General features: G+C 38.9%; 9 protein-coding genes. 1 reads left to right on the top strand and 8 read right to left on the bottom strand.

The window, feature by feature from the left end; all coding sequences use genetic code 11:
* Positions 1–106 precede the first annotated feature (106 nt).
* From LVD51_RS12650 to LVD51_RS12615, 8 genes are all read right to left on the bottom strand, one after another.
* The gene (locus tag LVD51_RS12650; protein WP_236971746.1) at positions 107–1549 is read right to left on the bottom strand and encodes a Gfo/Idh/MocA family protein; all 1443 of its coding nucleotides are present in this window, start codon (positions 1547–1549) and stop codon (positions 107–109) included.
* A gap of 69 nt (positions 1550–1618) precedes the next feature.
* Positions 1619–3379, bottom strand: coding sequence for a RagB/SusD family nutrient uptake outer membrane protein (locus LVD51_RS12645; RefSeq protein ID WP_236971745.1), 1761 nt, complete (start codon positions 3377–3379; stop codon positions 1619–1621).
* 30 nt (positions 3380–3409) lie between these two features.
* Positions 3410–6640 (bottom strand): SusC/RagA family TonB-linked outer membrane protein, encoded by a 3231-nt coding sequence (locus tag LVD51_RS12640; RefSeq protein WP_236971744.1) that lies wholly within the window; start codon positions 6638–6640, stop codon positions 3410–3412.
* Positions 6641–7135: 495 nt separating this feature from the next.
* Complete coding sequence (locus tag LVD51_RS12635; protein ID WP_236971743.1) at positions 7136–8227, bottom strand: sialidase family protein; 1092 nt, start codon at positions 8225–8227, stop codon at positions 7136–7138.
* An 84-nt stretch (positions 8228–8311) separates the two neighbouring features.
* Positions 8312–9220 carry a dihydrodipicolinate synthase family protein gene (locus LVD51_RS12630; protein ID WP_236971742.1) on the bottom strand — a complete coding sequence of 303 codons (909 nt, stop codon included), beginning with the start codon at positions 9218–9220 and terminating at the stop codon, positions 8312–8314.
* A gap of 228 nt (positions 9221–9448) precedes the next feature.
* Positions 9449–9709 (bottom strand): hypothetical protein, encoded by a 261-nt coding sequence (locus LVD51_RS12625; RefSeq protein WP_236971741.1) that lies wholly within the window; start codon positions 9707–9709, stop codon positions 9449–9451.
* Positions 9710–10534: 825 nt separating this feature from the next.
* Positions 10535–11419, bottom strand: a complete 885-nt coding sequence (locus tag LVD51_RS12620; RefSeq protein WP_236971740.1) for an IS1595 family transposase — start codon at positions 11417–11419, stop codon at positions 10535–10537.
* Between the two features lie 196 nt (positions 11420–11615).
* The gene (locus LVD51_RS12615) at positions 11616–12455 is read right to left on the bottom strand and encodes a formate dehydrogenase accessory sulfurtransferase FdhD (protein WP_236971739.1); all 840 of its coding nucleotides are present in this window, start codon (positions 12453–12455) and stop codon (positions 11616–11618) included.
* Positions 12456–12992: 537 nt separating this feature from the next.
* On the opposite strand from LVD51_RS12615, the gene LVD51_RS12610 reads away from it, so the two are divergent.
* Positions 12993–14360, top strand: coding sequence for a Gfo/Idh/MocA family protein (locus tag LVD51_RS12610; protein WP_236971738.1), 1368 nt, complete (start codon positions 12993–12995; stop codon positions 14358–14360).
* Positions 14361–14381: the final 21 nt, after the last annotated feature.

Raw genomic sequence — 14381 nt, 5'->3', positions numbered from 1 at the left:
CCAAAGATTTAAAAACAGAGAAGCCGCTGACTTCTCTGTTATAATTTTAAAGATTTCCGATGTGTACACCTAAATGTACGAATGGAAATCAAGATAAAAATTTAATTTACATCGTCACTCCTGTAGACACTCCATTTTTAAGAGATTTATCTACTGGTGCATTAGTTTTCCACGAACCTCCTGTAAAATCAGGCACATCGATAGGTGCAGATCGGTTGGCTACCGACCATTCACTCAAAGGGAATATGGCACTCCATGAAGCTGCATCATATACATCGTGATCCAATGGCAAACCGTTGCGCAAACAATCGATTAACCGCCAATCCATCAAGAAGTCCATTCCGCCATGACCACCTACTTTCTTGGCCATTTCTCCCAAAGCAGTCACCAATTCCATAGTATACTTTTCTTCTACTTCTTTCATTTGTTCTTCCGTAAACCAACCCTCGTGACCTAGGGCAATTTTACCCGGTGTTGGCCATTTTTGAGCAATGCCCTTGGTGCCACTAATCATATGAATTCGAGAATACGGACGTGGAGAAGTAACATCGTGTTGTATCATGATGGTTTTCCCTTTCGCAGTTTTTATTACAGAGGTATTCATATTTCCTCGGAAGGAATGATTTGCAAATTCCTTGTATTCGGGATCGCTTGCAGCTACTTCATTGACTTTATCTGCCAACATAAAATCCATAGTAGAGGTAGAAGTCAAATAATCCATTTTATCTCCGCGATTGACATTCATGATCTGACAAACTGGGCCCAAACCATGGGTAGGATAAAGATTCCCTCTGCGATTCATGTTTTGCTTCAATCTCCAGTGATCATATCTTTTACCACTAAAGTACCCGTCCATGATATCGTGAATATAAGCACCTTCACCGTGTACGATTTCTCCGAAGAATCCTTGACGAGCCATATTGAAAGTCAACAATTCAAAAAAGTCATAACAGCAGTTCTCAAGAATGCAACAATGCTTTTTCGTTCGTTCTGAGGTTTCGACCAATTGCCAGCACTCTTCCAAAGTAGTTGCTGCAGGTACTTCGGTCGCGGTGTGCTTTCCTTGCTCCATAGCATATACAGCCATCGGTGTATGAAGATCCCATGGGGTAGTAATATAGATTAGATCGATATCATCACGTTGACACATTTCCATCCAAGCATCTTCACCATCGGTGTACAAATCGGGATTATGGGATGTTCCTTTCAATCTTTCCTTGGCCGCTATCGCTTTTTCTGGTCTCACATCACAAAGTGCCTTAATCTCTACTCCTTCTAGATGACTCATTCGAACAGCAGCAGCTGGTCCTCTACTGCCCATTCCAATAAATCCTATTCGAACGACAGGCAAAGCAGGAGCTCCGTATCCACACATATTAAACTGTTGGGTATACTTTCTTTCTGCCAATGCAACGATATCATCCCCTTTACCAGAAGATTTCATCTTACCTGTTGCGCAACCAGTAACTAGAGAGGTTCCGGCTAGTCCCAAACCGGTCAATCCACTTACTTTTAAAAAATCTCTCCTCGCGTTGTTATTTTTATTCATAGTCAATAAATATAAAGAACGGTCTTCCCCTATAATCCGAGAAAGACCGTTCCGTTAAGTAATCAATTTTTATTCAATGGTTTCCAAAGGCGGCACATTCCTATCTGCGCCATCATAGCCTTTATTCTGATTGATCACAGCAAGAGTATTCGCAGTAATAATTCGATCTGGAATCGGCCACAAGATGTGAAATGGTGCCATATTCGCTTCATTCCCCAACAATTCGATCTTCTGTTCATAGGTCTTATTGTAAGCCATTACGCGATCGAAATAATAGTTTTTAGTATCAAATGAAGCCTCAGAATATCCATTCAGTCCTAACTCAGCTTGAATATAAGAAGCTCTTACCAATTCTGAGTGTCTAGGCTCTTCTGCAAATAATTCTCTGGCGCGCTCATCGAAAATAAAATCGATATCTACTTCTGCCGCAGTGACAGGTATTGCATTGGCTCTTGTACGTATTGCATTGATATCTTCGGCAGCCATGGCCAAGTCATTTTTCCAGAAATACGCTTCTGCTCTGATCAAATAGGTTTCTGCCAAACGATAGATATACCAATCACCGTTACCCCCTACCGGTGTTGCACCAGCATCTTGAGTTGGGTGATACAATATATAGTATGGAATAGCATATAAATGCTTGAAAGTATCCAAGGCTTGAGCAAAATAGTCTGAGTTAACAGGTTTGCCATAATCTACAGATTCTGGATTGTTGTAGATAAATTCATCAATATCCATCCAATTGATGTCGGCTCTACGCAAATCCGAAGTGTTTCTCCAAGTCTCGCCTTTGTAATTCCAGATGTGATATTGATAACTAGCTGTCACTCTAACATTGGCATTTCCTCTACCTAAGGAATCGTATTGTGGGCCAGCAGCTACCATTCCTGGTTTCCCCTCACTGTCCCGCACTTGAGACTGCATCCATTGACAATTGTACAATCTCAAAGTATATAATCCTGAAGACTTTGCTCCTGGAGGAGCTTCATAACGGTCAATCATTGACATGATAGTCTCTTTATTTTGAGGATCATTGACATTATCAGGCCGGTGTAAATCCCATAAAAGATTTCTTTTGGGATCACTAACATCTATCCCAAATCGCTCTGTCATCAATTCAAATGGACCATTGATTACTTCAGTAGCTGTGGCGATAGCCTTGTCGAATTCTTTGTCAGCCAAATACACTTTAGCCAACAAATGCAAGGCAGCATATTTGGACACTTCTCCAATTGGAGTAGACTCAGGCAACCACTGTTCTGCAAACTCTAAATCCGATTGCAATTTATTGAGAATTGCCGTTCTACTGTGAGTTTGAAAATCCAGTTTTACTTCTTGAACCTCACTACCTACAAAAGGAACATCGCCATAGGTGTGGACTAATCTATAGTACCAATAAGATCGATGCCACAAGGCTTCCGCTAAGATTTTATTCTTTTCTGCCTCACTTTCCCACTCGATATCGTCGATCCGAGATATGACTACATTGGCATTTTTAATAAATTCATAGACTTCAGTAAACATGGACAGATAAGGATAGTACTGTGAGGTACTTGGAGTTAAATTAAAAAAGTCCAATTGAGACCAAGGCGACCCTAAATCAGATGCGGCAAATTCCATTGCGATCCAATTGATACTACCAGTATTTTCCTCTTTAATGTTTTTTCGCAAAGTGATCAAAATAGATTCAAATCCCTCTGCATCAGTATATACATTCTCAGGAGTAAAAAACGACTTTGGCTTGGGGACCAGGCGATCCTCGTCACAAGAGAATAAGATAAGGCCGACCATTAAGGCCAATAGATATATATAATTTTTTCGATTTTTCATTGATTTCATTTTAATTAAATTAGGAAAAAATTATTGCAATGTAACATTCAAACCAAAAGTAAATACTTTGGGCATGGGTTCAGTCAAGGATTCTGGATCCCAATCTGGCCATTTGTCAAAGGTCAATAAGTTTCTCGCAGACAGATATACTCTAATACTACTAGATTTCAATATTTCTGTTATATTTTCTGGCACAGAATACGACAAGGACAAATCTTGAACTCGCACAAATGAAAGTGATTTGTAGAATCCTAATCCACCACCATAGACACTAGAATTATTGGTCAAACTCGGAAAATCATTGATAGGATTGTCCGGAGTCCAATAAGGAGTATTATAGGTATTCCGTCGATCATAAGTATCAATACCTCCACTTCGAATTCCTTTGGAGAACTCTCCCATATGACCCAAGTCCGCTCTAATAAATACGGAAGCAGACCAATCTTTAAGGAATGAAAATTCATTTCTCAAACCCAATCGTACTCTCGGTCTGCTGTATCCGATAAATTGTTTATCGTACACTGCTTCATAAGCACCATCACCGTTAAGATCAGTCGCTTTAAAGTCACCGGGCTCCAATCTATACTCAGCTGCTTGATCGGCCTCGTCGAGTTGCCAGATCCCTAGAATATCGTAATCCCAAATCGCATCGAGTGCGTGTCCAGGAAACCATTCATTGGTATAATCAGGTAATTCTCCATTCAAATTTTCTCCTTGCAAGATATAGTCACCTTTGTCTCCAAACAATTCCACGATTTCATTGCGATTCATAGAAAATACGAGGTTAGAGCTCCAAGAAAAGTTTTCTTTATCTATGTTAACTGTTCCGATGGTTAGATCAAATCCTATGTTGGTCATTTCACCTAGGTTGGCGGTAACACTTTCAAATCCAGAGATCTCAGGGACCAATCGATTTAACAACATATCAGTTGTCGTCATCTGATAGAAATCAGCACTCGCATTCACTCTTCCTCTCACAAATCCCATATCCACACCTAGGTTGATAGAACTGGTTTTTTCCCAAACCAAATCTTTATTGGCCAAGGTATTATTAAACACCCCCACTCTTACACTGCCACCATCGTAATAGAGTGTAGAATTCAACTGTGCCAATGCGGCATAATTTCCAATAGATCGATTACCATTTACACCCCATGAAAGTCTGACCTTCATGTTGTCGATAATATCAGAATTGAAAAACTTTTCGTCTGATAATTTCCAAGCAAAGGCAGCAGCTGGAAAATAAGCATGTGGGTTTTTGCTACCAAAGGCAGACCAACCATCTCTTCGAATGGAAGCGGTTAACAGGTATTTCCCCATTAAGGTATAATTCACTCTAAACATGGCCGCATCACCAGCGGTTTCAGTATCTGTGCTACTCAAACCTGGATTGGTACCAAATGCCAAACCACTATATCCCAAGTTTTGATTCGGTACAAAAGTTTGGTTATTTAAATATGAATACCAAGTTTGATTGCGCTCTAAACTGTACAATGCCGTGACATCAATACTATGTACACCCAAATCTTTTTTCCAGCTTAATATATTGTCAAATATCCATCCATAGCCAGAACTTTCTGCACGAGTTCCATAACCACCACTTCGAGTAGCTCCACCTGCAATGGTTTTAGATGAAAAGAAGTTATAATCTTTTGAAAAATCAAACCTCGGCTGGAAAGATAAATTGTAATTAATGCCGAAAGGCAAACCGACATTGGCATATAATGCAGAGAACATTGTGTTCACTTTATTCAATTGCTCTTGTCCATAATAATTAATGAGGGGATTCTGCACGACGAAAGTATTGGGATACCACTTCACATCACCATTCTCTTCGAATATATCTCCGTAAGGACTCATGTTGTACATATTGCCCAGATTAGCAGTAACCGATCCTTGATCTCGATTGGCAAATTGAGTATTTATCCCTACACTTAACCAATCACTGACGGTATAGTCCAAGTTTAGTCGAGATCTTATGGTAGAAAACTGATCACCACGGATCACACCTTCATTGTCTTGGTACCCAATAGACCAATAGTATTTAAGGTCTTTATTTCCACCAGAAATACTAAGATCATAGTTTTGTCTAATGCCAGGTTGAACCACTTCATCAAACCAGTTAACTACGTTACCTGCTTTATAGTTGTCGGTTTCAACTTGAAAGAAACTCAATCGAGCCAACCATTCATCGGTGTTGTCCGCAGCGGGATTGCCACTGGCGCTTCTCCACTGTTCAAGGGTTACACCACTGGGAAGATTGCTGGGATCGTCAAAATAATAACTTTCAACATTGGGATTGGTCACCCGCAACACATCTCTACGAAAGGTCAAGTATTCCTCTCCTTGAAAAGGTTCGAGCTGGCCAGTCACACCAGTAGTTCCTAATTGAGTGCTAAAACTAACTCTCGGTTTGGTATCGCCTCCTTTTTTGGTGGTGATAATCACGACACCAGATGCTGCTCGCGCACCATAAACTGCTGCAGAACTCGCATCTTTCAAAACATCGATATTTTCGATATCTGAAGGATTAATATCACTAAGACTTCCACTATAAATCACACCATCCAATACAATCAATGGACTACTCGATGCATTGATAGAGTTGGGCCCACGAACTTCTAAGCTACCTCCACCTTGAGCTGAATTGCCTTGATTGGCGTAGAAACCAGCCACTGTTCCAGTCAACATCTCAGATACCTGAGTCATGGGTTGATTCTTAAAGGTCTCACCACTTAAATTGGAAACAGATCCTGTTAAATCACTTTTCTTCACTGTACCATATCCTACCACGACCAGCTCGTCCAACAATTGCGCATCAGAACTCATCTGAATTACAATATCTGAACGGCCTTCCACAGCTACCTCCATCGTTTGGTAACCTACATAAGACAGAACCAAAATAGCATTTTCATCGACATCATTCAAGGTAAATTTACCATCAAAATCTGTGGATGCTCCATTGGATGTGCCCTTCACGAGGATATTCACCCCAATTAAAACTTCTCCTTCCTGGTCAGTAACCAATCCCGACACCGTAATAGCTTCTTGCAGAATATGGTTTGTAGATCCGTGTACATTATCTGGAATTTTCGATACTGGGGAAGAATATCCCGAGCCGAGGGCTCCAAACAAGCCGAGGTTAACTACTATAACATAGTAAATCCATTTGTAATTCATCTTCATTAATGTTAAAATGTGATCAAATTCATAAGTTTTAAAGGTCATACCATCAATAGTCTTACGATTTTCTTTTTTCATAACTATTCCGATCTAAAATCGAAACCAACGATTCCAAAAATCGATTATTCTATCGGTAACGTTACCGAATATAGAAAATAATCCATTGATTCCCTAATATAATATTAAATGTTTTAGACTGATCGATTTCCCAAAGGAAGTAGAGATCACAATAATATTTTCATAAGAAATTGAATATCAACATCTCAATTAAATTATACACATTGTAGAAACAATAAAAAAATAATTTACACAACTATGTTAAAAGCATTTATATTTTTCATAAATCATAAGACTTATAACATAAATAGACCATATCCGTAAAGAATAAAAACAATATTTGACTTTGATCTTCTAACTGTGGGGAGTTTACACTTACATATAAAGATATTAATCTACAGGAATTATAAATATTTACGATATCTAATTTCTATCATCACCATTCCAAGAGAAGATTTATAGATTCGTGAAGCCCTGCATTTAGGTTATTAGAAGTCCGAATATTATTGCCGATTTTTACTTTTTTCTGGGTTTTTTATATTGATCTTTACCATCGGTCAACCATTCAAGAGAAAATCGAACAAAGGGATTTTCACTGTAGTCGTCTTTTTCAAAAAATAATCCAATATCCCCATTTTTGAGCACGGTTAATGAGGAATAGGCCGATTCTCCGGGATAGATTGTTTTCCCTTCAGTCCAAGTTTTCCCTTCGTCATAACTTACTCGTACCGTCATATTGATTCGATGAGTTTCCGACTTGGCATTGGCAAACAACAATCGATCTTTGTCATAACCATCAGCAACAGCGGTATAGCGAATAATACTTGCATTACAACCGGGATCAATAAGTTGAGGATCGGGCCTAGACACCCAATGTTCACCTTCATCACTAGACACATGAACATATCTCAATCCGGCATCTCTTACCCTCGAATTGATCATCCAATCGCCATTACTCAATTCCACGACCTTGGACTCATCAGCAGGTTGAATAGAAGTCGGTTTTAAAAACCAGGTTTTACCGTGATCATCACTTCCAAAAAGGTGTAAGCCAGCCTCTATATTGACCATACAATGCAATAAGGTACCTGACCTGGTCTGAATACCTCGACCAGATGTAATAAATTTAAAGTTTTTATGCCATTCCTTTTTAGCTATTTGATCGGTAATGTCCACTGCATTACTCCATGTTTTGCCGTTATCTTCACTCCTAATCACGTGTAGGTAATAAATATCTTTTTCTGTTTCTAAATTCATATAATTATAGAATAGAAAAATGGTTCCAGTAACCCGATCTACGATCATCGATGGATCGGAGGCAGATTGGCCCAAAGGCAAATCCACTACAGTTTGAATCGCCTTCCATGACTTGCCATTGTTTTTACTCCTTCTAATCACTATATTGATATCATTACTCCATTTTAAGTCTCCACAAGAAGGCACTCTTTCATCGATGGCTGCAATCAGATCACCATTGGGAGCAGTCGCTATAGCGGGAATTCTATAACATGATATTTCTTCATTGTCTTTGGCATTGAACAGATCATGATGTAAAATCACGCCTGAATCTATAGAAAAGGACTGATTTTGTGCCCATGATTGACTCATACAAAGGACAAATAAACAGAATGTAATTTTAATGTTGCTGGCCATGGGAAATAGTTTACAATGTTTAAAAAATTTGTATCTTTTTTAACGAGACAAATAATCGATGATACCAATATCGGTTAATTCTTTTTCAACTTCCACCAGTTCTTCAACGGATAAGGTCACATGAGGAAATCGACTTGGACCACAGTCCATACCCAATACTTTCATAAAAGATTTAGCTGCACCATTAAATCCACCTCTTGCATTTAGCAAGTCGACAAATTGCATGGATTTGGCTTGCAAATTGGCTGCCTTTTCTTGATCTCCTGATTCATAGGCCTTTCTTATAAGGTGATACAATGGAGCCAAATGATTGTATGTACTTCCTACCCAGCCTTCGGCTCCGAAGGGCAAACTAGATAAAAAGACTTCGTCGATGCCAAACAAGATATCGTATTTGCCATTGGAATAATCAAGGCAATATTTAAAATCGACCATATTGTTATAGGTATATTTTATTCCCGCCAAATTGGGTATTCTATCTTGGGCTAGTTCTAGAAATTCTTGCATAGAAAATTCAGCACCGGCTAAAACGGGAATATGGTAATAATAAAATGGCAGATCAGGTGCAGCATTGGCTACTTGAGCACAAAATTCTACGAGATGGGAAACACTGGGCAATCTAAAATAAAATGGAGACAAGGCAGCTATGGCATCGGCCTTATTTTGAGCTGAATGTTGAGCCAATTCTTTGGCCACTTTAATACTGGTATGACCGACATGATTAATGAGATAAAAGTCATCAGGTTTATTTTGAGCCCATGCAATGAACAAGTCTTTTCTTTCTTGCACCGTTAAAGAGGCAAAGTCACCAGTAGAACCATTAATAAAGCAACCCGACACAGCATTTCTCTTTAAAAAGTCACCATAAGCGGGGACGAGATTGAGATTGAGTGATTCATCTGTATTTAATGGGGCATAGGTTGCGGCAATGAGACCTTTAATATTCATAATAGTTAAATTCCTTTATACAAATCTACACAAAGAAAACAATCGACCAAATAATAAAATGTTGACCTCGATGGGTTGCCGAAGTTTTTTTGGACTTCAACTAATGAATGATAACATCATCAATGAAGATCTAGGACTGAAATACTAATTTAGACCACAAGTCCACCGATAGGCCAGATATTAATTGAATACTATTGAAATTGAAGAATTTTGAAGTTGGTGTATATATTAGCAAATGACAAAAATAGCATTCGATATTCCAATAGGCATGGCAATAGATGAGGATGACCGAGCAAAATCCGAAGGATCAAAGGTCGTAAATCGACCTTTGGCGAGGATGACCGAATAAAGTTGCCCAAAGGGCAACCAAATGTCCTTAATGGACATTTGATGAGGGAACCACGACCACTGGTCGTGGGTGGGTGAACGAGCGAAGTGCGAAGCACCCAATGTCCTAAATGGACATTGGGCGAGAGAAGTCGCAGCCACTGCGCTGCGACGAGACAGCTTCGTAATTAAATAGGGAATCCGGCCGAGGCGTGACTGCCCCGTAATTCGATAGGATTTTAGCCACTGTGCCGAGGATATTTAGCCGAAACCTCCGCGTTTCGGGAGGGAGTGCCACTGGCTCCGGCGTAGTATCAATAAAATTTCATGGTAATCTTTACTGCGCTGCGACGAGACAGCTCCGTAATTAAATAGGGAATCCGGCCGAGGCGTGACTGCCCCGTAATTCGATAGGATTTTAGCCACTGTGCCGAGGATATTTAGCCGAAACCTCCGCGTTTCGGGAGGGAGTGCCACTGGCTCCGGCGTAGTATCAATAAAATTTCATGGTAATCTTTACTGTGCTGCGACGAGACAGCTCCGTAATTAAATAGGGAATCCGGCCGAGGCGTGACTGCCTCGTAATTCGATAGGATTTCAGCCACTGTGCTTCGACGAGACAGCATTTATATTGATTGGTATAAATTCCATTTTTCAATATTATATAATACCATTGAAGATACGGAGGCCTCTCGACCGAGGCGTGACTGCCCCGTAATTCGATAGGATTTTAGCCACTGTGCTACGACGAGACTGAATTTATAATGATCAGTATTAAATTTCATTTTTCAATAAAATTATAAATGTAATTCCTATTATACCCAATGCATTTGGCATCAGTCAGTTCATAGAATTTTGTTCTTAAAGATTCTTGATTATTTTCAAGATATCCTACCTATGTATTTGACCATTTAAAGGGGGTAAAAGTTGAATGGATATCGAGGAAGGAATAGGAATAATGGCAACCGGTGGCATCTAAATAGTAAGTTAAGCGATAATGTTTTTATAGGTCCACTTCCCATGATTGACCATTCGATCTAAAAGATGATCAAAAATCTCTTCCTTCATCTGATTTCGATTAAATCGATAACAAAATTCATTTAAATAATTCTGAAGTAAATCAACATCATGATGCATTCCCTTTAACCAATCTACCAGGCTTTTTTCCATTCTTTTAGACAAAGCCAGTTGGGATTCACTCTTTCTAACTCGTATCACTTTATCATAATCTTGGTCAAGCTTATCGTATCCAGACCAATGATAACACTTAATAATAGAATCGCTCAACACATATTTTTTCATGTATTTTTTGATCTCTTTAAAACTTCGATCTTTAATCCAAGCAGCATAGACATGGGATATACCACGTCCTTTCTTTTCAATTCCTAATATCACTCTTCTCTTGATATACTTGACTTTACCCTCTTCTATTATCTTTCTTTTCCCGAGCACAAAATCCGTCACTTCAATGTTACCAGATAGTCCAAATCTATTTTTACTCTCCATGGCTTTTAAAACTTTTTGCCTGAAAAGCCAACATGTTTTTTGTCCAATCTGTAACTTTCGACTCAATTCAGTCGACGATATTCCCTTTTTATTCGTCGAAACAAAATATACCACGGTGAAGGCTTTATACAAACTAAACTTCACTTTGTGAAATAGAGTATTTGCCGTCGGAGATTCTTTATATCGACATGATGTACATTGGCGTACATGGTTTTTACCTCCTTTACAGTATCGATTATGCCCACATCGATGGCATTTAAACCCAGATTTCCATTTTTTATTTGCCAAATAAACTAAACAACTTTCATTATCTGGGAAACGTTTTTGAAAGTCGTCAATTGACAAGCTTTTATATTTAGCTTCCATAACAACAACTTTTTTCCATAAAATACGGAAAAAAACCCTTATCGCCTAACTACCTATTTGAAAAATCTAAATCACAAACCCAATCCTAACCACCTGAATTACAAATACCTAATTAAAAACAAAAAACTTCAACAACCATACTCTATCTAATAAATTGCCAACCCAATCTATCAATCCTTACCTTCTTCCACATTCTCTATATCATATCATCTTCTATCACCACCCGCCCTGAATCGTGATAAATATTGTACCGATCGGCCTTTAAACACCCTATTAAAGTAATGTCAAATTCTCTGGCCAAATCTACAGCCAAACTCGAAGGCGACCCACTAGCCAATACCATTTGAATACCGGCCATAGCCGCTTTTTGTATTAACTCAAAACCCACTCCCCCATTCAAGAACAAAATACCGCTATTCAAGAGTGATTTGCCCTCTTGAAAATAATGACCAATTAATTTATCCAAAGCATAATGACTCTCTAAATCTTCGCGAAAAGACAACAACCTCCCGCCTTGATCAAATAAGGCAGCAGCATATAAAGACTCTAAATCATTATATACCCTTTGACCACTTCTTAATCGACGAGGAAACCCCAATATCAATCCCTTACCTATTCGCATTGATCCTGTAGTTAGATCCAAACTGCAGACCGACTTTATAGATTCTATATTGACTTTTCTACTTACACCACGCCTTATTAATTTGTAAAACCTCTTTTCATTTTTACTAAAATCAATGTCTTCTGATTCATTTAATACCACTTCAATACTGCTCCCCATCATTCTCACATCATTGACTTGACTGAAAGTTGTCAAAATTCCCTCTGTAAATAAAAACCCCAAAGCGAGATCTACATCAGCTCCAGGTGTGCGCATCACAATAGAAATATTCTTCCCCTCAATCGGAGGTTGTGCCGTAGGAACACTGACCTTGATCACTAAAGCTTCTTCAATGGTCAATGAATCTTGTTTTAATTCTGCATGACCACCTCGAATAGTAGTAATGGATTTTATTATGGTAGATGAATTGCTCAAATCTAGTATTATATGGTGTATAAAAGGATACTGATATTCATACAAATATAGAATCAAACATCAGTTTATTTATCGTCATTAAAGTTACCATGTTTTAAGAAACCATTACCCAAATGACAATTCCTTTCTCAAAATATACCAGCATTCAACAAGTTAAAAATTAAAAACAATATTTTCATCTGCCCTTCAATCTTCTTCACATAAAGAAATTTACGATTTACTCAGTACTTAGAAAGTATACTAAATGCATATTATCAAGAATGAATTAGATAATGAATGACCTAATAGAGGGCTGGTGGCAAAGGTCGTGAATCTACCTTTGGTCAAGATTGTCCAGCGAAGTGTGCAGCATCATTGACACAATACTACCGTCAATTATAAAAACATTGACCCTAGCCCCCAATAATTCTCTCGACAATACTCATAACCTAATATATACCGCTGTTTTTACAATCAATTTTCAAAATTTACAACCCATTTTATACAAAATATTATAACTTTATTTCAACATCTAAAGTTTGTATAAAATAAAGAATTATGGATTTCAACATCGATAGACGACACTTTATTAAAGGCGGCACCGCATCCCTAGTCCTTTCTTCCCTTGGCGACTTCAATGTCAATCACAAAAAACCCAACCAAGCTTGGCGCGTTGGCTTAATCGGCAGTGGATGGTATGGCAAAAGTGATCTATTCAGACTTATGCAGGTCACCGACGTCGATGTAGTATGTATATGCGATGTCGACCAAAACATGTTGGCAGAGGCAGCTAACCTCATTGTGCAACGGCAAAAATCAGACAAAAAACCACTGACTTACAGCGACTATAGAAAAATGCTAAATGAGCAGAAACTAGATATTGTAATAATTGGTAGCCCCGATCATTGGCATTGTCTACAAGCCATTGAAGCACTAAAAGCTGGCGCTCATGTCTATGTGCAAAAACCCATCAGTGTAGATGTAATGGAAGGAGAAGCCATGGTCGCAGCCGCGAGAAAATACAACAAAGTCGTTCAAGTAGGCACACAGCGAAAAAGTACCCCTCACCTCATAGATGCCAAAAAAAATATCGTCGATGCTGGATTGTTAGGCAAGATCGCTCATGTGGAGATGTGCTGCTATTACCATATGCGCGCCAAAGGCCAACCATCAATCATGGATGTTCCAGACTATTTAGATTACGATATGTGGACCGGTCCTGCTCCTTTACGGCCCTATGATGGTATTCCCCACCGCAGATGGTGGAGAGCCTTTATGGAATATGGCAATGGTATCACTGGAGATATGTGTGTCCACATGTTTGATACCGTAAGATGGATGTTGGATCTAAAATGGCCTAAACGCATTAGCTCTACTGGCGGCATTTATGTGCAAACCGAAAGCAAATCCAATATTTCCGATACACAATCTGCTCTGTTTGAATACGATGACCTCAACTGCCTATGGCAACATCGGACCTGGGGTCAAGCCACTGATCCAGATTATCCTTGGTCTTTTAAAATATACGGAGACAAAGGCACCTTAAAGGCTAGTGTGCAGCGTTATGAATATTCTCCTACAGACAAAAACTTATCCCCCATTCAAAAAGATGTAGTCTACGAAAGAGAGTTATACCCTGAAGATCTTACCGAAAAAGATATCGAATTACATGCAGCACCGGCAACAAGACGACATATGAGAGATTTTTTATCAGCTATTGAAAATGGACACCGACCCATTGCCGATATTGAAGAAGGCCATATATCCTCTGCCAGTTGTATACTTGCCAATTTATCTATGCAACTTGGCCGACCTCTGGTTTACGATCCAATTAAAAAATCTATTGAAAACGATGCTGAAGCCACGGCCTTACTTTTGCGTAAGTATCGACAGCCATGGAAACATCCTGCGGAAGAAATGTTCTAAACTTGGATGAAATTATACTAT

Origin of the sequence: Membranihabitans marinus (genome assembly GCF_021729155.1) — a bacterium.
Lineage (GTDB): Bacteria > Bacteroidota > Bacteroidia > Chitinophagales > Saprospiraceae > Membranihabitans > Membranihabitans marinus.
This window is presented reverse-complemented; position numbering and strand designations above follow the sequence as displayed.